We start from the raw sequence: 23107 nt of genomic DNA, 5'->3' as shown, positions 1-23107 counted from the left end.
TATCCTCCGTGTATTAATTAACTTTCGAGGATAATCTTACAGCCATAGAACAATCTTACCAATTCCGAATCAAGTATCCATTGATAAGTTTAACTTATGATTGGTTTACAATTAGTAGAATTCAATTTTAATTTTGATATGTTTAAATAAACCTTTAAAATGAACTAAAATAGATATATAAATATGTTCAAAAGGAGTGTTTATTTATGGAAACTTTAAAGATGATTCATTCACGTAAAGCAATTCGCAAGTATTCTGGGCAATTGACTGACGAACAATTACATCAAATCATTCTAGCTGCAAATGCTGCACCTGTCTCATTAGGAAGTTACGACGATTACCGTTTAACCGTCATTCAAGATCAACAAATACTCTCACAAATAAATGGGATTTATAATGCACCGACTCTGATCGTTGTTTCAGCTCAAAATCCTACTAAATCAGAATACGTTTCAGCTGGAGCAATCGTTCACAACATGGAACTTGCAGCTGAAGATCAAGGACTTGGCGCCAACTATAATATGGGAAGTATCAGCTTGATTCCTACCAGTGTTTTACCTGATGGATTCACTGCAGTTTTTGCTCTTACAGTTGGCCAAACTAGCGAAGAATTTTCACCCAAAAATATTTCAGATGATCGTATTAAAACAAATATTGTTAAGTAAAAAAGTGGATATCTGTGAGAAATCAAATCTCGCAAATATCCACCTTTTTATTTAAGTTTTGAGTATGGAACAAATTCAACTGGCTCTTTAAGATCACTAATTCGTTTTTGCATCCAAGTTATATCGTGCCATTTTCCTAACTTATAACCAAAATGCTTTAACGTCCCACTTATCTGATAGCCTAATTTTTCATGAAATGAGACACTATTACTATTATCAGATGTGATGCAGGCGGTAAGATTTACTACATTTTGTTTCTTTAAAATTTTTTCCAATTCTGAATATAGCTTATGACCAATACCCAAACCACGAGTATTTGTGGCAACATAAATACTGACTTCTGCGGTCCATTTATAAGCTGAACGTTTAGAATAACTGCTAGCATATGTAAAACCAACAACCCTACCATTATTTTCAGCAACTAAATAAGGATAGTTTTTTAAAGTATCCGTTATTCTTTTTTGAAAAGTAGTTTCTTGTGGAACATCATTTTCAAAAGTTATCGCAGTATTCAAAACATATGGTGTATAAATTTCTAAAATGACTTTGGTATCGGCAAACGTTGCTGGTCGAACTGTTAACACATGATCATCTCCTAATTAATAGGAACAATCATACTACTATTTTTAAATATAAGTTATCTTCAATCCAGAAAGTGAAGTATACCCATGAATCGTGACATTAGGACTATCATCAGTAACTTCAGGAATGCCCACTTCAGACATGCCACTCATACTATTGTTATCGATTTTTTGTATTATATTCCAATTCTTAGGAACATATAGATCAACTCCGCCAAGTGAAATATTGATATTGATCGTTGCTGTATCATGAACGGTTACGTTTTCAAAATAAACTTTGGCGTTACCCATGGAAACGTCGATATTGGCCTCTCTAAAGTCATCTGAGGTTACATATCTGATACTGTTTCCCATACGCACGCTAACATTTACATCTGGTTCATCAATCGTTTCTACATCAACATTATGATCAAATCTTGCCTGCATTCTAGGATTGTGCCAACCATGATGATAACGTCTCATATTTTTAAAACGACGTTTAGAGATAAAGGGATGAAAAATAAACGACAATCCAATTGAAATCAATAATGCTGCTCCAAGAACCGTCCAAGGAACAATTGCCATTATGCCTAACGGTTTAGCATACAAAATTGCCAAAAAAGCCAAAGAAAAAACCGTCCCCGGGATTACATAATTAACCAAACTCTGGATCAAAATTGCTACTAAGAAAATTGTTGCTACTACAGTCCAAAAACTAAATGTATATGTAATCAAATGTAATTGACTGACAATTAAAATTCCTGCACTAAGGAGCATGAACAAGCCCCAAAATATCCCATTTCTATTTCTCATTTTAAAACTTCCTTTAATTTAATCTATTTTTTAATTCCTTCAAAAATCGTCTGGAAATATAAATCGTCTTATAACTATCTTTAAATTGAACCAAGTTCCCCGTTACCGACCGACTTAAAGAAGAAATTTCTTCTACATTTAAAATCGATGACTTTGAAACCCGCAAAAAGTTATCTGGTAATTTATCTTCCAATTCATATAACCGATAGTGAATCAAAAAGGCATTTTTGTTGGTGTGTGCATAGACGTTTCGATCATTAGTTTCAAAAAATAAAATATCTTTTAAACTTAAAGAATAGACAGTTTCATTAAAATAACCATTGATCTGACTAAACTTATTCTCAATATTTTTAATTTTAGCTATAATTGCTTTTAATTCATCATCTTCTGCCGGAGATTTGATCACGATCTCCTTTTCTGCATACTTTGATGAAATATCTACTTTAATCTTCACACCCACCAATCCTTTCGATAGTATTACACCATAGATGGATCATGATGCCTAGGTTATTTGACTAAGTGGTTATTTTTGATGAATAAGTGGTTGTTTTATAGTGAAAATAATTTAAATTAAGGAAAATTATTTATGAATGCTGGTAAAAATACAATTGAAATGTTTGCACGAATGCTTCATGGTGACAAATTGTCTATGATCGAGGAAATGCAAAGATACAACTGCTCCGAAAAAACAATTCAAAGATATTTGCGGGATATTAGAGATACTATTAATGAAAATCAACTAAACATTTCCTATATTCATGATTTGAAAACTAGCGAATACTACATAAAAAAAGAGACTGATATTCCCATCGAGGAAATATTAGCCTTATTAAAGATAGTCATTGGTACTAGGGCGTTCAATAAATCAGAACTAAATCAATTAATTAAACGTTTATTGAGTACCTTATCAAATGAAGATAGCCAAATTGCCAAGAAATTGATCAACAGCACTGAAACTAAATACGTTCCAGTCAAGTCCAATTACGCTCTTTTACCTCGAATCAACAATTTTATTGAATATATCAGCTCCCAAACTGCGATTGAATTTACTTACTTAAATAGTAAACAAGAAATAATCAGTGGTATCGAACTTCCGATAAGTCTTTACTTTGATAATTTTTATTTTTACATCGTAACGTATAGTGAAGAAAAAAATAAAATTGTTTTACATCGAATGGATCGATTTCAGTCTATTAAACCGCTAGTTAAAAAAGTCAGTTTGCCTTGGGATTTGAAAAAAGACGATGGTAAAGAAATAAACAATACCTATCTGATCAGTGATGGCAAGCAGGATAATTTTAAAATTTACTATTCTGGATTTCCTCAATCAGCACTTGATCATTTTCCTAATTCCAAGATTAAAAAGAGATTCGATAATAAAGTTTTAATCGAGGGTACAGCTTATACTCAAGGATTAATTATGTGGATCATGGAACAGGGTCCTCGAGTTCGGGTCAAGTCACCTAGATCTTTGATCGAGGCAGTTAAGAGTGAACTGAAGAAGACATTGGATAATTATGAGTAGATTTTTTAATAAAAATTGAAAGGCATCTGAAAAATATCTTATTTGCTCTTATCAATACAGCTTGATACAATACTCTTGTAATAAAAAAGACGATGAACTTTTGTAAGAAGTCCACCGCCACAGCTCCACGATAGTGGTAGCTAGGTAATCTAACTAAAAAATGAGCCAGACCTGCTAAGTCTTTGATGGCTTTTTTTTTTAGCGTCTTTTTGAATCTTTTCCATGTCTTAATTAAAACTAACAGTCCATCTGACTGCTTAACAGTTATTCTTAACACGTCTAATAAGATAACGAGCGCTATTAAAATATACAACAGCTAATCCTTTCATTAGAGTTTTCTACTATGTTTCCATAGTTTCCACCTCGCTTTAATTGGAATTAGCTACCACCGTCGACAAGCTGTATTTGTAGTATGTAGTACTTTGTTGATGTTAGCAATAAATTTCTATTTTAATATATTTAATAATATGAGTTCCTTTTCTTTATCGATGAATTCTAATAAATACTCTTGTAACAAAAAAGACGATGAACTTTTAAAAGTCCATCGTCACAGCTCCACAACAGTGTGGGTATGTAAGCCAATTGATTGCTACGTCTTCAATGGCTTATTTTTCTAATATTTATTCATAAAGATAACTAATAGGATTGTCTATTACTGAACTATCACTGCCCTTATGTGTGTATCCACCAATGCTAGGATAATTTTTGTATATACTAATTGCATAGAAATCAAAGTCATCAGGGTTAAAGATTCCATAATCGAAATAAACATATCTTTCTAACAGATAGTGATCTGGAACTGCTTTTACAGCAGCAGGATCACATTTGTTATAGTCGATAAGTTTTTGACGAAGTTGATCCGCTGTCTTACCTAATACGACCGTACCTAGAGGACTAAAACTATCATCATGTTCAATATTTGGTGTACCTATTACTTCAAAATTACTTGTATCACCATTGCTGAAATCCCTTACCCAGCCATGTTCTGATACTTGATAGTAAACTCCAATATCATTTTGAACAATTCTCCCTACTTTAAATGAACCTTTTAAAGTGAGGTCTTTATCCACAGTGCCACTACCAGGTACATTTGGTACTAATGCTCCAGTCTGATCATCAAATACATATGAACCACCCAGTTTGAGAATAACATTGCTGTTATTTCCGCTATTATCAGTATTTGTATTAGTATCTGTACCACCAGGATTAGCATCATATGAAACATCACTTGCTTTAACATATTCTGACGTTGACACTTGATACATTGTTTCACCATTAATTGTCTTTGTGTCACCAACTTGCCAAGGCGTATGTGCAGCTAAGGCACGGTTTGTTACCAATTCCCCACTTGGTTTGTACATGCGGACAATTTTATCAAATGTTGTGGCTACTCCAGATGCTGAAACGTTTGTAAAATTAAAAGCACCGATTGTAATTGCTGCCATTCCAGCTACAAGCAAGCTTCCCTTGATATTCTTTTTCACGATAGATCCCCCTTATTAAGTTATTATGTAAAGCGTTTGCATTACATAATTTAGTTTAATTGTATCTATAACTATATGTAATTTCAATATTTTTCTTTGTTACAATAAATAATCCATTAAATAAGATTTGATTTTATTTAGTGGATTATTTATTCTAGAGAGTTATCTTAAACCGCTTTATTCAATTAAAACTTAATCCTGATTGTCTATTGGTCTTCCTGGCATAATGGTTCCATCAAAGAAAACCATCCAAGACCCTCTTGGCATTTGAATATCAGGACTTTCAGGATTAGGTTCAGATAAAACAACCCAATATGATTTCCCATACTTTGTATTCCAAACTTCGTCATTAGAATAATACTTTTCATTACCAGTTGCAGGTCCGTTTTGCTTTTCAACTAATGTCATAGCCTCCTGACCACTAGTAATAGAACTATCACTGCTAGAATCAGTTGCCGAATCGTCACTTTGAGTAGTAGTATCGTTTGAACTATCAGTCGTATTGTCATTAGAATTGCTATTTGAATTATTATCATCAACCGTTAAATTTTCAGAATTATTACTACTGCTATTTTTGTCTTTTTTAAATTGAAGATATTCTTTCTTCAATTTGGAATCTTTTAAGTTACTTGATTTAGAAATTTTGCCATCTAAATAGGCTAGTTTAAATGAATCAGTCTTATATACAAATAGACCCGGATTATCGAAAACTTCATCATCAACATCTTGGAAAAGTTTTTTAAATGTCACTTTTTTATTTGGTGCAATAGTCTTCATACCAGTTCTATCGGAATGCGTATCGCTAGTTCCTGAAAGGATAAAATCTTCTAAATTGAATTTAACTTTAGTATTAGATTTGTTGTCGATAGTTAAATCAATCGAATTGGCATTAACCGTTGTACCCTCATTTTTCTTAAAAGTAAATTTAACATCAGAACGATTACCTTTTGACATTTTATTAAATAACTTAGTTTCAGTTACCTTTGTACTTTTTGACGAATCATTATTATTCTTAGAAGTCTTCGTACAACCAGAAATCAGTAATAACAACAAAATAATTATAGCTAAGAAATTTCTTTTCTTGTTCATTGATTTTTCCCTTTTCCATAAAAAAATCGTACTGAATAACCAGTACGATCTCCGATTTAGTTTGAAAATAAACCAAATTACATTTAGCTTTGACATTAATAGTAACGGACTCCTTCACTCAAACTAAATCTAATCTAAAAATTACAAATTAATTTTAATGTTGGTTGTAAATATTAAGTAATTAACAATTGGAAAATATTGTTTTTAAAGATCTATATTTGTAAATTCAGATATAAATAATTTACCGTCACAAGTAAATGTTGGAATTCATCCGTCTATATTATTATTCAAAGCTGTTGTGATTTGATTTTGTAAATAATTATTAGTGATACTCTACTTTGTATAGCGTTAAACCAGTAGAATTAGAAGTTAATGAATTACCACTATATGTAAAGGTCTGAGTCCATCCAGAATGATCTCTCTCACTATTAAATATAATTGTTACTTGATCACCTTTTACAGATACGATACTAAAAATACCATCATCAGCTTTTTCACCATTGCCCCTGATACTCAAGCTTCCACTTTCATAGAATGTATATTTAGAATTATCGTTTATCCATGAACCATATAGGTCATCTTTGGTAAAGTTACTAACTTCAGATCCGCCAGGACCTTCATAAGTTGTTTCTGAAGCTTTAACGAATTCGTTAGTTGATACTTGATACATTGTTTCACCGTTGATAGTAGCGAAAATACCTACTTGCCATGGTGTATTTGGACCTAGAGCACGGTTTGTTACAAGATCACCGTCCCTGTTATACATGCGTGTAATATGGTCAAACGTGGTTGCCACTCCGGCTGCTGATACATCGGTTGAATTACTAAAAATTCCAACTGTCACTGCTGCCATTCCGGCGACAACAAGACTTCCAATGATATTCTTCTTCACAATTAATCCCCCTCAATACATATGTTATTACATAAATCAACTTGATTATATATATATAGTTACGTATATTCAACTTATTTTTTTATTCCCGTAAAAAAAGATGAATCCAAAAAATATTAATTAAAATGTATATATAAATACATATTACTGACAAAAATACGTATACAATAATCTGTTAGAAGCTTACAAATTCAATTAACATTGAGTTCACGTACACTAACAATTGGGGGAAGTTCATGCTCGAAGATATCGGCAAGACCATTCGAAAACAAAGAAAATCTCTAAATATGACTATCGAACAGCTGGCCGAAAAATCCGGATCATCACCCAGTTTGATTTCCATTATTGAACGCGGCAAATTAGACAACATCAAAATGCAAAAGCTCAACGACATTGCACAGGCACTGAACTTACAACTAGGAGACTTCTTTTTAAATGAGAATCTCCAAGATCCAGATACGTTAAGTTTAATTAACTACCTATCTTCACTTCCAGAAGATAAACGTCGCCAGTTGTCAAAATTGATTATGAGAATAAAAGATTTATAGATTATATTTCTTAATGATGGACCACGCAATTTCTTCAATTGTATGGTCTTTTTTTAATTGCTTAAATTCCACATCCAAATCAATTGATTTTTCGGGAATCTCTATATTTAAAATGCCAAAATCACGGAAATTAATTCTTTTTTTACTGAATTCATAAATCAAAAACTTTAAATCCTGCAATTTCTTCAAGTTACTTAAAAAATCATTAGTTTCGTCCATATACATCCCCTCCCTCATCTGTAACAAGTTTTATGAAGCCACTTTAACATATCGATCCGACACAATATGTCGTTTCACTAGTCATTTAAAATTTTAATTAAAAAAAATACCGACCCCAGGGAAGTTAGGGTCGGCAATCAGGGAAACATCAAAAAACGTATATATCTGAGAGAGTTTACCTCTCTCAATTCGAGTATATGACCCTAATTAGTTTTGTACAAAGAAAGTAACCAATGAACTTTTTATAAAAAAATATAAATTAAAACACCAACTCAAGGTAAGGAAATCGCTGAGTTGGTGTTCTGAAATCAAGTTTCTAAAGTAATCGCGAGAGATTTTGTCTCTCAGATTCAGTATATGATCCTGCCAAAAAAGTAACAACAAATAGCACTATCAAATTTGTTATATAGTTCATTTCAATTATCTAGGATGCATTTGTTTATACAGCAAAAAATGTTGATAAAAGGTATTATTGTAATATGATATTTATTGTAAATAGTTTTGTAAATATAGAGGAAAATTAAGGGGATTATTATTTATGAAATCATTAATTTTGAAATCATTGACCGTATCAGGACTTGCTTTAGCAGCATTTGCTACTAGTTCGATCCTAAGTGATACCGCCGATGCTGCACAAGTCGCAACTACAAAAGATGTGGCTATTACACGTCTTTACACTCAAAATGGAACTTTGGTACAAAATAGAGGACTTGCCGCTAATACGCCTTGGCGAGTTGGCAAAACTATTCAATTGAATGGTCTTGACTACTATCAGGTTTCGACAAACGAATATTTGAAATCTACTGACACTGCTAGTTTAACTGGTAGCAATGACGAACAAAATAGCAAAGTCGATATTTTAGTCGAACAACCTCATTCTGATACTTATGATGACCGTGATGGATCAATTAATGGCCATCTTGATCAATTTTCAGATTGGATAGTTTCTAAAGTTGTCTTTGAATCTTATACAGGTAAAACATACTATCAAATTTCACCTCATCAATTCATATCTTTATACAATTACCAAGTTCATGGTGATGAAGGTACTTTGCCTCGTGTAGAGGTAAGTCATCTAACAGATCTTAATAAAAATATCGATCCTGATACTGGTGAAGAGGTTAATACATACAAACCAAATCTTGTAAATATAAACAACTACTTTGCTAAATATCTGAATGCTTTGCATAAAGCTAATGGTACTGCACCCGTTACTGTAACTTCAGATATGATGAACTATGCTCAACAACGTGCCGATCAACAAGTTGGCAATACTCTTGATCACACTACTGCTTCAAGAAAAACTTCAGAAAACTTATCTGGAGCCGGATTTGATTACATGCTCAAATGGGCAAATGTTAAATCCGATAAAGATGCAGCTTACTACCTACTTTCAAGATGGTACGACGAAGGTGGAAATCTTACTGGAAATGGACAACCAGGACACTTTGGTCATCGTGCCGCTTTGATTTATTCTGGACCTAATGTTGGTTTAGGTATTAGTGGTAACGCTGCCGCCTTCACCGCTGACTGGGACTACGCTACATTCGATCAATTCAATGCTTTATACGACTACACAGGATCAAATCCTAATACTAAATTTATTTCAAAAGATTCAATTTAAAAAAAGCATAGATGCAAGAATCTCTACTATAGGAAGATTCTTGTTATCTATGCTTTTTTGTTTATCCATTAATATCTGGCATTTGACTGGCAATGCTTTGGATATTTTGTCTCTGTGAATCAGTTGAATAATATTTATCTTCCAACTCTTTCAAACTCATATCATGTGGGATCAACGGTGCTTCGGCGTCTGAATCACCATTACTAAAATCCTTAGTATAGTAAGTAACAGTATCCCCGTTGATTCGATAAGGCGTTTCTGAAGCTAAAGTACCAGTACTGATTCTATACATCCCATCATCTTCATAGACAGCCAAATTTGGTTCCATCTCTACATCATCCCATCCACGCATATCACGAAGCATCAGTCCAATCATTATAGGATCATGAGTCAAACTTGTAGAGCTCTTCTTAGATGAAGATTGACCGCTTGATTGATTATTTGAACTCGTATTAACGCTCTTACCCGCAACAATATTAGAAAAGGCAGATCTTACATCGTTATTTTGAGTTTCTGACAAGTCAGGTGTACCATCACGACTTTGGTCAACTAAGACAATTGGCTGGCCATCATGAAAGGCAAAGAAATAAGTGATGTGATTTGGCAATGGTGGAACTGTTCCATTGTAGTTATAAATAGCAACAACATTATAAGCATACTTGCCTTCGCCATCTTTACTGAATCCAATTGATGAACTAGATCCCAAAACAGTTACATTTGACAAATCGTCAGGATAGACTGTTCCAGTTGATGTCTTTAGAGAACGGCTCCCATTATATTTGGTATAATTTTGCTTCATTGTGGGAGCCCATTGATTAATAAATGACTCAAGTTGTTTATCCTTACTATTATTCCAAAGTGTATCTGTTTTTTTATCAGAATTAGTAGATTTATCACTACTCTTTTTACTTACTTTAGTCGTATTTTGACTACTATTTTTACTTACATTTGGTTTTTCACTAGTACAACCAGTTAAAATAAGCGCACTAAACAAAATCATTGTTAACTTTAATTTATTAACCTTCATAATCTAATCCCCAGACTATTTAATTTCCCTAAAATGAATATTCAAATCGATTATATACCTGTTTAATACAGAATATAATCCTAAATGATAAAAATAGTTGTATAATCAATAAGTAAATGACATATTCATAAGAAGCTAATTTTTTCAAATTTTTATGCAATTTTAGGGGGATATGTTTTTGAAAGCCGGAAAATTATTTTCTCCAATCATGCTTTCTGTGATACCATTTAAAAATGAGGATTCATTTGACCTTATTTATTCAAACTACAATTTGAAAAAGATTAATTAGGGGATGCACGATGGTAAAAACGGAAACTTTTATGCCCATAGTTTTGGGGACAGATAACAATGCCTATGGGATTGCACGTTCACTTCATGAAGCCTTTCATATCAAACCAACCTGCTTTGGTCGCGGTAATTTGATCATGACTAGGGATTCAAAAATTTTGAATGTTATAGTTAAACATTTTTCTAATGATGAAGAGTTTGTTGCTGCACTTAATGAAACTGGAAAAGAACTAAAACAGTCCTATCAACACTTGATTATAATTGCTGCCAGCGATCAATATGCTGAACAAGTAATTCGTAATAAAAGTAAACTTGAAGGGCTTTTTGACGTTCCATTCATTGACCAAGAATTGTTAACTTCACTAACTCATAAAGATCAGTTCTATCAATTAGCTGAAAAAACTGATCTTCCAATTCCTGGTACACAACTCATTACCGAGAAAAATCATAATAACTTCATTTCTAAGTTTGATTTTCCTGTAGCACTAAAGCCTGCTAATACAACGGAATACTTAGGACTACATTTTGATGGTAAGAAAAAAGCTTTCATTATTGATGATGACGATGAATTAAAATCAGTAATTGAAAAAATTTATCAAGCTGGATATTCAGACACAATGATTTTACAAGAATTCATTCCTGGCGATGATAGTCATATGCGTACGGTCAATGCTTACGTCGATCACAACGGACAAGTAAGAATGATGGTTCTTGGTCATCCGGTTTTAGAAGACGTAACGCCTAACTTAATAGGTAATTATGTTGCTATCATCAATGACTACAACGAAAAACTTTATAAACAAATAAAGAGTTTTCTTGAAACGATCAAGTTTCATGGATTCGTTAACTTTGACTTAAAATATGATGCCAGAGACGAAGAATTCAAGGCTTTTGACGTTAATGTTCGTCCCGGTCGTTCGAGCTACTTTACAACTGCTAGTGGTTACAATATCTTCGCAGAAGTTGTTAAAGATTTAGCATTGAAAGAACCATTCACAAAAACGGTAGCCGCCAAAGCTGATCATTTGTGGCTCGGAGTTCCTAAGAAACTGGCCGTAAAATACATTGAAGATGAAAAAATTAAGAATAAAGTTCAAAAATTGATCAGAGAAAATAAATATTCTTATACTCTCTATAATTCATCGGACAAATCGATCAAACGAAATTGGCGATTATATAAGTATTACCATCAATATTGGCAACGATATCAAACTTACTTTACTAACAAGGAGAACCTATAATGCCTGTACTAACAAAAGACGATCCAGAAATTAAGAAATACCAAGATTACATCAAAGATGCTGCTTTTACTTCAGTAACACAAACACTAGAATGGGGACACGTTAAGGATAATTGGGATGGATTTTACGTCTATCTAGGCGATATCGACAATCCTACTGCTGCTATGTCAGTTCTAACTATCAACGGCCTTGCATATTGTTCTAAAGGATACGTTGGCGACAACTTTAACGTTGATACTTTAGACGCCTTAGTCAAAGAAGCTCAACCTGCTTTGGAAGAAAGAAACTGCTTCTTATTAAGAATCGATCCTGAAGTTGAATACAACGAAAAACTCGATAGTCAATTAGCAGATCACGGCTATACTATGAGAAATAGAAATCTTCCATTAAGTGAAGCTCATAGTACGATCCAACCTCGTTTTAACTTTGTTATGAATATTAAAGATGCTGATCCTGATGATGTCATCATGACATTCCATTCAAAGACACGTTATAACATTCGTTTAGCAAAACGTAAGGGTGTTACGATCGAAAGTGGCGACACACAAGAATTCATGGATCAATTTTATAAGACTTATAAAGTTATGAGTGAAAGACACGATATCACTTATCGTCCTAAAGCATACTTTGACCGCATGGTTGAAGCATTCTCTGGTAAAAATATGATGAACATCTACTTAGCTTCAGTTGATGATGAAGTAATCGCCGGATCAATCTGTTTTGAATATGGTGATAAAGCTTGGTATATGTACGGTGGAAGTTTGAATTCACATCGTAATTATATGGCACCACATCTTTTGCAATGGGCTATGATCGAGCATGCCATTGCTGACCACAAGACACGCTATGACTTTGGTGGTATCTTTGGTTTTGATGTAAGTGATGGTTTGTATAAGTTCAAGCACGGTTTCTTCAAAGATAGTAAGTATCTTGAATATATTGGTGAAATCGACTACGTTATGGATAAAGATCGTTACAAGAAATTCACTAATAAGTAAAAAAGAGAAAACGAGCGACTATCGAAACTCAATATATAAGAGTTTCGATAGTTGCTCGTTTTTTTATTAAAATAATTTTTGATTTGACACTTCGTCAATTTCAAAAAAGCTATGCAGAATTACAATATATATAGAAACTATTAGACAATTAGAAAGGTGAAAACGATGACTAAAAATAATGATCAACTATCTAAAGCAAAGAAACTTATTAAAAATCTCTATAACTCCACTAAAGAAACTAGTTTGCAAGGACCTCTGCTAAAAGCCTACAAAAGGCTTGATGAAGGTGCTGATGTTGGTGATTTAACAACACGTGCCGCTAGTGCCGTAAATTACATTCGTCTCACTAAAAAGATTGTTTTTTCAAATGAACAAGAGAATTGGTGGCGTGAACTACGCGATATGGGTTCTGCCTCTGTAATGTTTCATGACCCTAAGAATAACCTTTTAAATCTGAGTGAAATGTAAATTCACTGATTCAATTTTTGCTTTAAGCCTTCGAGTAAGGTTTCTGAGAAATTGATATTTCTCTCCTCTGCTTTTTGGGCAATATCAGCTGGTAGAGTCGTATTTTTTCTTACGTATGGTACCTTAACTTTAGCTTTGATTTTTTCCAGATCAACGCTCACAAAATTGATAATTGCTTGAGGGTTATTTTTTCTGACTTCATTTATATTTGATGGTTCGGGAAGAGTTTTTAGTTCATACAAAGATAATCCCAATGCTTCTGGTGCCCGATCTAAAGCTTCGGCTAGATTATCACCATACGTTAAAGCATCTGGAACATCAGGGAATTCAACACTATAGATACCCTTTTTATTTTCTGAATCATCAAAAATTGCTGGATATACTACTAGTCTTTTTTTCATTTCTATCCTCCGTTTATTCGTATTTCGTAAAAGCCATGATTGGCTAATAAACTAATAACTTCCTTTGCTGAATGTTCCATATACACTCCTAAGCATTTATCATTATACGTACTTAATACGTACTGTCAATTTACTTATCCATTCACTATCTGTAAATTACGAAAAAACCGTCACAGAAATTTCCGTGACGGTTTTTTTGTAATTATTTTAAATGTATTAATTTTCAACGGGAACGCCGGCATAAAGCTTATCCATAATAGTGGATACGGATTCAATTTTACTAATTTGAGAGATTCCCAAGCCAAATGAAGCATATCCTTGACTAAGGTCACCTTCAAGCATGCCTAATCTCATTCCGTCACCACCATTACTGGCAGAAGCAATTTCTGATCGGCTAGCACCATTATTACTCATCTCAACGAGTTTATTTGGCAATTCTCCTGGTAAAGAACGGTAATAAGCGGGCTGAGTACGATAAAAAACTAAGTCGTCAGCGTCTGATTTAATTGCAAGTTCTTTGATATTATCCGCCATTCGACTTTCATCAGATAATAAGAAAGCTGTCCCAACATATAATCCTTCTGCACCCAATGAAAAAACAGCTTTAGCGGTTCTCTTATCAACGATTCCTCCGGCGGCCATAACCGGTACACTTCCTGCAGCATCAACAATCATGGGAATAATTGCCAGTGTACCTACAACTTTTTCAGGAACTGTTCCACCTTCATCAAATCCAGTTGCCACAATAATATCTACTCCTGCTTCAACGGCTTTTTTTGTTATTTCAACTGATGGATTTAAAGGACGATAAACAACAGTAATTCCAGCATCCTTGATTGCTTTAATACAATCAGCATCCAAATCACCTGCAATTGCGGCAACAGGAACTTTTTCATCAATCATAAGTTTAAGAGTGGGTTCAAAAAAGTTATCTTTAATTCCTTGAAGATTAAGGCCAAACGGGTTATCAGTTTGCGCCTGCACTTTATTAATTTCACTGCGCATTCTTTCAATAGTTGTATCTAGTGAACGAGTAACTGCTCTTTGACCCGAGTTAAAGCCCAATACACCCAATCCGCCAGCATTACTGACGGCAGAAACCAATTTCGCATCAGTCAACCACAATAGAGGTGCTTGAATGATAGGCTTTTCAATATTTAAAATTTCAGCAACACGATTTGTCATAATTATTCTCCCTCGTTATAATTTAAATTTAAAAATCATCTTTTCAAGTGTTATTATATGTGAGAAAAGTAGTCACTTCCAATAACAAATAAAACATTTATTATTACTAAATGAATATAATTTCAGGTGATATAACTATGAATGCAAATCGTATTTTATTACAAATATTGAAAACGGTGGACTATTCTCAGACAATTTCTGATGTCGCTAGTCAACTTTATCTTAGTCAGCCATATATCAGCAAATTACTCAAAGAAACAGAATCTACTCACAATGTAGTTCTAGTTAATCGCACTAAACCAATAGAATTAACTGATGCCGGTAAAATTATGGTCAATGGACTACAAGCAATCATTGACGAAGAAGACCGTTTAAACGACAGCTTGAATTTCCTTGCCAACCAATACAATCACCCCATAAGAATTGGTGTTACCGATCCATTTATGAGTAGTATCGTCACTGAATTAGCGACTAAATATTATGAAGAATTTCAACAAAAGGTTCAAATCAGTTTACTAACTGATATCACTAATAATAAAGAGACTCTTGGCGGAACTGACATTTTAATTGGAAGACGCTTGTTGGATAGTCGTTTTGAACAAATTGAACTGCCACAACGTCAATTAAATTTATTTGTTACTAATCATTGCAATGGTTATCAACCAGATCATCTTTATCAAAAGTTCAGTACAGATTTTTTTGATAATATGAATATGTCTAAATATGTAGGACTATCTGGATGTGATTCATTTCAGCATTACGTTGATATGAGTTTTAAAAAGGAAAATATTAAACTCTTTACAACCATCCTAGTTCCAAGTGCTGCTGACGCTTTACGTGCCGTCAATAATTTATCTCAAGCAACTACGATCACGACATTTTCCACGGCAAAACAAACATTCCCTAATTTAGATTTCAACTTAATTCCACTACCAGCTGGTTTCATTTCTTTAGATACAACTATTAATTTTCGCTCCGGAACTAGTTCAGATGTTAAAGAACTGGTTCAATTTTTACGTAAGAAATTATTAGTTCTTAACACTACTGCTGTGTGACGTAAAAAAATCCGCATTTTAATTAAACAAGCAAAATAAACCAGTAATCCGGTTGGATTACTGGTTTATTCTCATTTATGTTCAAAAATTGAATATATTTTGGCCCACTATCTATCTTCTACGCAAACCAACCCTATATCTTTTACGTTGGTAACTAAAGCCCTCACCAATAACTTCATGAGCATCAATTACACTTACAAAGGCTTTATCATCAACTGATTTAATTAACTGCTTTAATTGCGGAACTTCACGAGGTTGGATCATCAAATAAATGATCTGTTTAGGATCGTTTTTATAGCCACCTTCAGCATTCATATACGTTAATCCACGTTCAAGTTTAGTATCGATCAAATGTGCTATTTCTTGGTATTGATCCGAAATAATAAATACCGCTTTAGCACGATTAGGACCCTCTTGGACGAGATCGATCATTCTTGCCAGAATAAGACTAACGATCAATGAATACATTATGTGATAAAAATCCAAATATGATAGCGATAAGAATAATACTAAATAGTCTATAATCAGGATTCCTTTACCAGATGACATCCCAAATTTTTTCTGCCCGATACGTGCGATAATATCACTACCGCCAGTTGTACCGTTATAACGGAAAACTAAGCCAATTCCTAGTCCGGATAACACACCAGCTGCAAGGGATGATAATAATAGGTCATGTTTAAATGGCAACGGTTTGATAATATCTTGATGCGCCCAAATCATTAAAAATACTGATAAACAAACGGCACCATAAAATGTATAAAACATTACTCGCTTATCTAAAAGTTTGAAGCCAATTATTATTAGCGGAATGTTAAGGATCAGAGTGCTGACACCAGGATTGATGCCGAAGAAATATCTAATGATCAATGTAACACCACTTAGTCCGCCATCAGCTAAGCCGTTAGGAATAGAAATCATGTCTAGACTAAAGGCATAGATAGCACAGCCTATAGTTATCATTAGTAGCTCAAAGCTGTTGGATCTAGTCCACTTTAAGTTCATGGTTTTTGTCCCCCTTTTATGGTTAATGAGTTTTCCCAAGTATTAGTTTACACTTCATTTTATTTAATTATAGTGTTGTAGTAATAGATTATTTGATAATCTATTTTTCAACATATCATAAAGTCCCCTGCTTTATGATATTCTCTGGAAAAAATCAAATATCAATCAAAATATTATCTAATCGTAATTCCAAGGACATCATATGGTGATAAATACAGTGCTCGCATAATTACTTTAGATAACTCCTTTTCCGACAGCGAATCATCCCCTGCCAGCCATATTCTCACTACTGACATAATGGCGTTCGTTACTAAACTCAATGCATAATTCTTTGGTAAATCACTTCGAAAGGTAGGAACTCCCTTTATCCTCTTTAATTCACGTAAGATTGCTGTTTGAAGTTTATCGGTGATATCCGATACAAAACCGGGATCACCATTTGACCCAAAAAGAAGACTAAGTAGTGCCTTATTTTCAGCAACAAAAGAAACAATATCATCAACCACAGGATACGGTTGTCCAGCACTTAAATCTTTATAATTCATAGCGCCGTCGATTCCGTTGTCTAACAATAGTTGAAATTTTGATAAAATATTATTTTTAATTTTTTTCATAAAATCATCTTTATCAAGATAATGTAAATAAAAAGTTCCTCGACTAATACCACTGAAACGAGTTATATCACTGACGGTAATTTGATTCAGCGGCTTTTTTTTACCCACGATAATTAACGCGTCCAAGATATCTGCATCCGTTTTAGCAATACGTTCCTTATTTGTTGGCATAATACCTCCTAAATTTGCTTGACACTTTTCCAAAAAATGTGCATAGGACTTTTTAAAAAATATGTTTTAATGGATTCGTAATTAATTAACACGTTGTTCATTATTATCTGTTTGGAGGAAAAATACAATGCCAAATTTCATATCAGTTCAAAATGAAACCAAAACATACAACAGTGGAAACAATTCTGTAACTGCTAATAAAGATATTAGTTTCAATATCGCCCCTGGAGAATTAACCATAATTCTTGGTGCATCGGGTGCGGGAAAATCGACATTACTAAATGTACTAGGAGGGATGGACAAACTGACCAGTGGATCAGTAAACGTGAATGGTGTTGAACTTGGAAATTTAGATACACGTGAACTGACGACTTATCGACGCAAAAAAATTGGATTTGTGTTCCAATTCTACAACTTGGTACAGAATCTAACCACACTTGAGAATGTAGAATTAGCTGCTGAAATTGCTGATCAAGCTATGCCTGCAAAAGATGCACTTGCCGCAGTAGGATTAGAAAATCGTACTCAAAATTTTCCCGCACAACTATCAGGTGGAGAACAACAGCGTGCGGCCATCGCCCGTGCAATCGCTAAGAACCCCGATTTATTATTAGCAGACGAGCCAACTGGTGCACTAGATTATCACACCGGAAAAAAGATTTTGCAGCTATTTCAGGACTTTACTCGAAAATACGGTAAAAATGTGATTATTGTTACTCACAATTCGATGATTCGTCCAATGGCTGATCATGTAATCGAAATTGCAGATGGAAAAGTCAAAGCTGACACACATAACGAAAATCCAATACCAGTAGATAAACTAGAATGGTAGATGATAAATAATGAAAATGCTAAACAAAAACATTGCCAGAGAATTCAAAATGTCACTTGCTCGATATGTCTCTGTATCGGCACTATTGATGCTAGGAGTTTTCGTATTAATTGGTCTAAATGTCACAGGACCAAACATGAGAAAAACAGCTCAGATCGCATATACCACTGAACATCTTGCTGATGCAAAGGTATCATCAACAATAGCTTTGAATTCTAAGGATCAGACTACAATTAAAAATCTTAAAGGTATTAAAAAAACTGAATTCGGCTATACTACCGATGACTTAATTAAAAATACCAATAAAGCTTTGCGTATTCAAAGCAATCCCCAGTCACTATCTAAATTGACTATAACAAAAGGTCACAAAGCAAAAACTGCCTCACAAATTGTTCTAAGCGACAAGCTTCGAGGTAAATACAACCTTGGTGACAAAATAACCATATCCGCTGGTAAAACCAATAGCAGCACGGGCTTAAAACATAAAAAATTCACTATTGTAGGATTCGCAACATCTACAGAATTTCTTAAAAAAGATAAACTTGGCTCTACAAACATTGGTAGTGGTACTCTTTATGGATTTGCTTATACAACTAAGGCTGCTTTTTCTAATAAAAATCCTAATATTGCTCGCCTATCTTTTACTCATCCTAAAGGTGAGTCATATTCTAAATCCTATGAACATCATGCTTCTAATTTAGTAGATAATCTCCAAAAGAAACTAAGCAATCGCAATCATACACGGGTTACAAAACTACGCAATAATTTAAACACAAAAATTAACTCGGCAGAGTCTGAAATTTCTAAGGACACGGTCGCCATTGAATCAGCCCAAACGATTCTTAATAATTCACAAATGCAGTTAGACGAACAAAAGAAAAGTACTAATGAATCGGGGAGCACCACACAACTAAATGCCCAGCAACAAGCACTCGATAAAAAAAAGGAAATATTAAAACATCAACAAAAAGAACTCAATTCTGCTAAAGATAAGTTAGCAACTGCCAAATCATCAAGGCGTCAACTAAACGACGTTACTCTGACAATTGCTAATCGTAATGACTACAATGATGGCTACAATAATTACGGCGAAGATGCTACTCGTATTGACACACTTGGAAAGTCATTCCCTGCATTTTTCTTTTTAATTGCAATTTTGGTAAGTTTTACAACTATGCGTCGAATGGTCGAAGAAAAACGTATTGAAATGGGAACATTGCGTGCACTCGGATATACCAAGAATGAAGTTATGCGTGAATTTCTAGTTTACAGTGTCACTACTGCTATTACTGGAACATTATTAGGTAGTTTACTTGGATTGATCGTATTGCCAAGAATCATATTCCGTGCTTACACGGCAAACTTCAATTTCTCAAACTTACAACTATCGTTACACCCAATGTATATTATTGCAGGATTTATACTAGCACTATTTTCAACTGTACTAGCATCTTGTCTAGCCGCACGTTCTTCACTAAAAACTAATACAGCAGAACTAATGTTGCCAAAACCACCAGTTAGTGGCTCAAGAATACTTCTGGAACGTATTACTCCACTTTGGAAAAAGATGAGCTTTTCTCACAAAGTAACTGCTCGTAACCTCTTTCGTTACAAGGGAAGAATGTTTATGACTATCATTGGAATAGCCGGAGCAACTGCACTAATGATTACGGGCTTTGGAATTAGAGACTCATTAAATACAATCGTTACACGTCAATTTGGCCATATTAGTCAATACGATCTAGTTTCTGTATACAATCCAAAAGCTAATCAAGAACAAGTAAAAAAAGTCCAAAAAACCGTAAAATCAGATAACGTCAAGCACTATAGCCAAGTCTACTTTGCCAATGTCTACGCTAAAAATAGTGATTCTGATTTACGAGAGAACATCTCACTGATGGTTCCAAACTCTGTTAATAAACTGGATAATTACATTAAGTTGCGAAACTATAAAACTGGCAAAAAGATGAAGTTGAACGATAAAGGCGCAATCATCTCCCAAAAACTGGCTAAAATTCAAGGAGTCAGTGTCGGAGAAAGCTTTACTATTAAAGATAGTGATGGCACAAGTCATAAAATTAAGGTAGCCGGAATCACTACAATGTACGCTGGACATTACATTTATATGAACAAGAATTACTATAATCAGGTTTACCATACAAAAGTTACTGCAAATGCCTACTTGGTAACATTGAAACATAATAATAATAAATCAGTTAATTCATTTGCTGAAAAATTTAATCGAAACAAAGCTGCAGTGCAAACTATTCCGTCACAAGAAACTAAACGAACTATAACTAATATCTTAAGTAATTTGAACAATTTGATTCTTGTATTAGTACTTAGTGCCTCGTTACTGTCGTTAGTTGTGCTGTATACATTAACAAATATCAATGTATCTGAACGTATACGGGAATTATCCACACTTAAGGTTCTTGGATTCTATCCAAATGAAGTGCTGATGTATATCTATCGAGAAACCAACATTCTTACAGGTGCTGGTATTATAGTAGGTATCGGTGTTGGTTATGCGTTTCATGCTTATATCATGGCGTTATTACCACCATCAACGGCCATGGTAGCACCTGGACTAACTTGGACTAATATTCTAATTTCAGTTGGATTAACAATCATTTTTTCTTTAGTCGTAATGTACATGATGAATCACAAGATTCAAAAAGTTGATATGTTAGAGGCTCTCAAATCAGTAGATTAAATCATCTATTTACTGTTTTACAAAATATAACTTTTATAGCAAAACGTCAGGCCGATTTCGACCTGACGTTTTTTGATGTTTATCGATTAACAATTCAAACTCACAAAAACAAATAATTAGAATTCAAAAATAAATGTGTTTAAAATAGTTGCAATTTTGAGATGATTACCTTTGTGATTTTTTATATCCAAATTTATTAATAAAAATAGCCAATACAATAACAACCACTCCAGCTAGATAGATCCAATGCAAACCACCATACAATACTTGCCTTGATTTTAATAAATCTTTAACCGGTAGCCCTATCGCAGTTTTAGGATTAATTATTTGATTGACCATAGTTAAATTAACTCCTCGATGTGTCGAAATACCATTCTGAATACCAACATTCAATATAATTCCAAAGATAGAGACCATTAAAGTCTGACCTAGTGTCTTTGATAATGTATTGAAAGAAGTGGCCATACCAACATCGTTTTTTGATACTAGATGCTGCGATTCAACCGTTGTCATAACAATTGTTATTCCAAATCCAAAACCACTGATAGCAGTTATAATCAAGAACCAGCCAAATTTAGTCATCATGGGAATAAATGCTAATAAAATACCAGCTGCCAATACAATCAATAAACTAAATCTCAAAATCTTATGCGGTGTCCATTTAGTTATCAAATAACTAGTTGCAAAGGAACCAATTACCCAAAATATCGAATGTGGAGTTATCGCATAACCTGCATAAGAAACCGGCGTACCCAAAACTCCTTGTACCCAAATGGGAATATAAACTGTGATTGCCATCAAATAACCACTGATCAATGCCGCAATAGCATTCTGGACAACAAATGGCCTATTTCTAAATAATTGTAATGATACAAATGGATTTTTAGTGAAACGCTCATGCTTAATAAATCTCCATAGAGTAAATATACTAGCTACCCAGAATATACTTATACTAAGCCAATCTAAATCTTTATAACTCAAGAATTGAAAACTCAACATCAAAAATAACACGCTGAGCATCAGCCAAAAGCTGCCTTTAAAATCAATATCGACCTTACTTTTCTGCCTAGATTCGTGCAAAAATATTTGGAACAAGACTATTATCAATAATCGTAATGGTATATTGATGAAAAATACCCAATGCCAGCTTAAAGCATTAACAACTATTCCACCGATCAAAGGTGCTGATAAAGTTGCAATTCCCCAAACTAAATTATTTAGTCCCAAGATTTGCGGTCTTTTTTCATAAGGATACAAGTCAGCAATTATTGTAACCGTTGCAGTCGGTAGTGCCCCCGCTCCCAAACCTTGAATTGCTCTCCAAAATACTAATTCCAGCATTGAATTAGATAATCCACTCATCAATGATCCAAATGTAAAAATGGCCAGCCCTACTTGCACAGCTGGTTTTCTACCAATTAGATCGGTCAATTTTCCATAGATCGGAGTTACCATTGCTGTAACCAATAAGTAAATAGAAAATACCCAATTCATTAGTGATACTCCGTGTAAATCACCAACAATAGTTGGCAACGCAGTTGATAATATAGTCCCCTCAACTGCACTAACAAAAGTAGCAAGATAAATTGCGATAGTTACAGCAGCTATATTTGTTTTTGATCGTTCCATTATTTCAATCCCCTACTTGAAACTGATATAAAAAAGACGGTCACATTGACCGCCTTTT

General features: G+C 33.8%; 23 protein-coding genes. 10 read left to right on the top strand and 13 right to left on the bottom strand.

All coding sequences use genetic code 11. The annotated features are described in order from the left end of the window. The first annotated feature begins 206 nt into the window (after positions 1 to 206). Positions 207 to 665 carry a nitroreductase family protein gene (locus EKM77_RS08875; protein WP_125593704.1) on the top strand — a complete coding sequence of 153 codons (459 nt, stop codon included), beginning with the start codon at positions 207 to 209 and terminating at the stop codon, positions 663 to 665. Between the two features lie 47 nt (positions 666 to 712). Here EKM77_RS08875 and EKM77_RS08870 read toward each other — a convergent pair whose 3' ends face one another. From EKM77_RS08870 to EKM77_RS08860, 3 genes are read right to left on the bottom strand one after another with little or no spacing between them, the layout of a single operon-like run. Continuing rightward, positions 713 to 1249 carry a GNAT family N-acetyltransferase gene (locus EKM77_RS08870; protein ID WP_125593703.1) on the bottom strand — a complete coding sequence of 179 codons (537 nt, stop codon included), beginning with the start codon at positions 1247 to 1249 and terminating at the stop codon, positions 713 to 715. Positions 1250 to 1291: 42 nt separating this feature from the next. Continuing rightward, positions 1292 to 2038: a LiaF transmembrane domain-containing protein gene (locus tag EKM77_RS08865; RefSeq protein WP_125593702.1), complete on the bottom strand. Its 747-nt coding sequence runs from the start codon at positions 2036 to 2038 to the stop codon at positions 1292 to 1294. A gap of 13 nt (positions 2039 to 2051) precedes the next feature. Continuing rightward, positions 2052 to 2492, bottom strand: a complete 441-nt coding sequence (locus EKM77_RS08860) for a LytTR family DNA-binding domain-containing protein (protein WP_164507756.1) — start codon at positions 2490 to 2492, stop codon at positions 2052 to 2054. A gap of 132 nt (positions 2493 to 2624) precedes the next feature. On the opposite strand from EKM77_RS08860, the gene EKM77_RS08855 reads away from it, so the two are divergent. Further along, complete coding sequence (locus EKM77_RS08855; protein ID WP_125593700.1) at positions 2625 to 3563, top strand: helix-turn-helix transcriptional regulator; 939 nt, start codon at positions 2625 to 2627, stop codon at positions 3561 to 3563. Between the two features lie 620 nt (positions 3564 to 4183). On the opposite strand, the gene EKM77_RS08850 is transcribed toward EKM77_RS08855, so the two are convergent. The 3 genes from EKM77_RS08850 to EKM77_RS08840 all read right to left on the bottom strand — a co-directional run bounded on the left by EKM77_RS08850 (position 4184) and on the right by EKM77_RS08840 (position 7028). Further along, positions 4184 to 5047 carry an SLAP domain-containing protein gene (locus EKM77_RS08850; RefSeq protein ID WP_125593699.1) on the bottom strand — a complete coding sequence of 288 codons (864 nt, stop codon included), beginning with the start codon at positions 5045 to 5047 and terminating at the stop codon, positions 4184 to 4186. Between the two features lie 192 nt (positions 5048 to 5239). After that, positions 5240 to 6136, bottom strand: coding sequence for a hypothetical protein (locus EKM77_RS08845; protein WP_125593698.1), 897 nt, complete (start codon positions 6134 to 6136; stop codon positions 5240 to 5242). Between the two features lie 322 nt (positions 6137 to 6458). Further along, a complete protein-coding gene (locus tag EKM77_RS08840; protein WP_125593697.1) occupies positions 6459 to 7028 on the bottom strand; it encodes an SLAP domain-containing protein in 570 nt (189 codons plus the stop codon). A 236-nt stretch (positions 7029 to 7264) separates the two neighbouring features. On the opposite strand from EKM77_RS08840, the gene EKM77_RS08835 reads away from it, so the two are divergent. Next, entirely contained in the window at positions 7265 to 7576 is a 312-nt protein-coding gene (locus EKM77_RS08835; protein ID WP_125593696.1) for a helix-turn-helix domain-containing protein, read from the top strand. Here EKM77_RS08835 and EKM77_RS08830 read toward each other — a convergent pair. Beyond that, the gene (locus EKM77_RS08830; protein WP_125593695.1) at positions 7571 to 7795 is read right to left on the bottom strand and encodes a hypothetical protein; all 225 of its coding nucleotides are present in this window, start codon (positions 7793 to 7795) and stop codon (positions 7571 to 7573) included. The two genes, EKM77_RS08835 and EKM77_RS08830, sit on opposite strands and share 6 nt — an antisense overlap. A gap of 538 nt (positions 7796 to 8333) precedes the next feature. Between EKM77_RS08830 and EKM77_RS08825 the strand changes: the two genes are divergently transcribed. Next, entirely contained in the window at positions 8334 to 9419 is a 1086-nt protein-coding gene (locus EKM77_RS08825; RefSeq protein WP_125593694.1) for an SLAP domain-containing protein, read from the top strand. A 61-nt stretch (positions 9420 to 9480) separates the two neighbouring features. Here the strand turns inward: EKM77_RS08825 and EKM77_RS08820 are convergent, their stop codons facing one another. Beyond that, on the bottom strand, positions 9481 to 10446 hold the full coding sequence (locus EKM77_RS08820) for an Lreu_0056 family protein (protein ID WP_125593693.1): 966 nt from the start codon (positions 10444 to 10446) through the stop codon (positions 9481 to 9483). Between the two features lie 299 nt (positions 10447 to 10745). On the opposite strand from EKM77_RS08820, the gene EKM77_RS08815 reads away from it, so the two are divergent. The 3 genes from EKM77_RS08815 (at position 10746) to EKM77_RS08805 (ending at position 13441) form a co-directional block, all read left to right on the top strand. After that, a complete protein-coding gene (locus tag EKM77_RS08815) occupies positions 10746 to 11975 on the top strand; it encodes a carboxylate--amine ligase (protein WP_125593692.1) in 1230 nt (409 codons plus the stop codon). Then, on the top strand, positions 11975 to 12973 hold the full coding sequence (locus tag EKM77_RS08810) for a lipid II:glycine glycyltransferase FemX (RefSeq protein WP_125593691.1): 999 nt from the start codon (positions 11975 to 11977) through the stop codon (positions 12971 to 12973). Before EKM77_RS08815 ends, EKM77_RS08810 begins: the two co-directional genes overlap by 1 nt. Positions 12974 to 13138: 165 nt before the next feature. Continuing rightward, positions 13139 to 13441, top strand: a complete 303-nt coding sequence (locus EKM77_RS08805) for a hypothetical protein (RefSeq protein WP_125593690.1) — start codon at positions 13139 to 13141, stop codon at positions 13439 to 13441. A 2-nt stretch (positions 13442 to 13443) separates the two neighbouring features. On the opposite strand, the gene EKM77_RS08800 is transcribed toward EKM77_RS08805, so the two are convergent. Both EKM77_RS08800 and EKM77_RS08795 read right to left on the bottom strand, forming a co-directional pair. Continuing rightward, positions 13444 to 13842, bottom strand: coding sequence for a type II toxin-antitoxin system HicB family antitoxin (locus tag EKM77_RS08800; protein WP_125593689.1), 399 nt, complete (start codon positions 13840 to 13842; stop codon positions 13444 to 13446). A gap of 216 nt (positions 13843 to 14058) precedes the next feature. Beyond that, complete coding sequence (locus EKM77_RS08795; RefSeq protein WP_125593688.1) at positions 14059 to 15027, bottom strand: NAD(P)H-dependent flavin oxidoreductase; 969 nt, start codon at positions 15025 to 15027, stop codon at positions 14059 to 14061. A 137-nt stretch (positions 15028 to 15164) separates the two neighbouring features. Between EKM77_RS08795 and EKM77_RS08790 the strand changes: the two genes are divergently transcribed. Continuing rightward, entirely contained in the window at positions 15165 to 16082 is a 918-nt protein-coding gene (locus tag EKM77_RS08790; RefSeq protein WP_164507755.1) for a LysR family transcriptional regulator, read from the top strand. 111 nt (positions 16083 to 16193) lie between these two features. Here EKM77_RS08790 and EKM77_RS08785 read toward each other — a convergent pair whose 3' ends face one another. Continuing rightward, the gene (locus EKM77_RS08785) at positions 16194 to 17087 is read right to left on the bottom strand and encodes a YitT family protein (protein ID WP_125593686.1); all 894 of its coding nucleotides are present in this window, start codon (positions 17085 to 17087) and stop codon (positions 16194 to 16196) included. 173 nt (positions 17088 to 17260) lie between these two features. Continuing rightward, a complete protein-coding gene (locus EKM77_RS08780; protein ID WP_125593685.1) occupies positions 17261 to 17872 on the bottom strand; it encodes a TetR/AcrR family transcriptional regulator in 612 nt (203 codons plus the stop codon). Positions 17873 to 17999: 127 nt separating this feature from the next. Here EKM77_RS08780 and EKM77_RS08775 point away from each other — a divergent pair, with 127 nt between their 5' ends. Both EKM77_RS08775 and EKM77_RS08770 read left to right on the top strand, forming a co-directional pair. Next, positions 18000 to 18704: an ABC transporter ATP-binding protein gene (locus tag EKM77_RS08775; RefSeq protein ID WP_125593684.1), complete on the top strand. Its 705-nt coding sequence runs from the start codon at positions 18000 to 18002 to the stop codon at positions 18702 to 18704. 10 nt (positions 18705 to 18714) lie between these two features. After that, entirely contained in the window at positions 18715 to 21420 is a 2706-nt protein-coding gene (locus EKM77_RS08770) for an FtsX-like permease family protein (protein ID WP_125593683.1), read from the top strand. A 165-nt stretch (positions 21421 to 21585) separates the two neighbouring features. On the opposite strand, the gene EKM77_RS08765 is transcribed toward EKM77_RS08770, so the two are convergent. Further along, complete coding sequence (locus tag EKM77_RS08765) at positions 21586 to 23049, bottom strand: MFS transporter (protein ID WP_125593682.1); 1464 nt, start codon at positions 23047 to 23049, stop codon at positions 21586 to 21588. Positions 23050 to 23107 lie beyond the last annotated feature (58 nt).

Source organism: Companilactobacillus baiquanensis, from assembly GCF_003946605.1.
GTDB lineage: Bacteria > Bacillota > Bacilli > Lactobacillales > Lactobacillaceae > Companilactobacillus > Companilactobacillus baiquanensis.
Note: the sequence above shows the minus strand (reverse complement) of the source record. Positions and strands in the feature narration are given on the sequence as shown.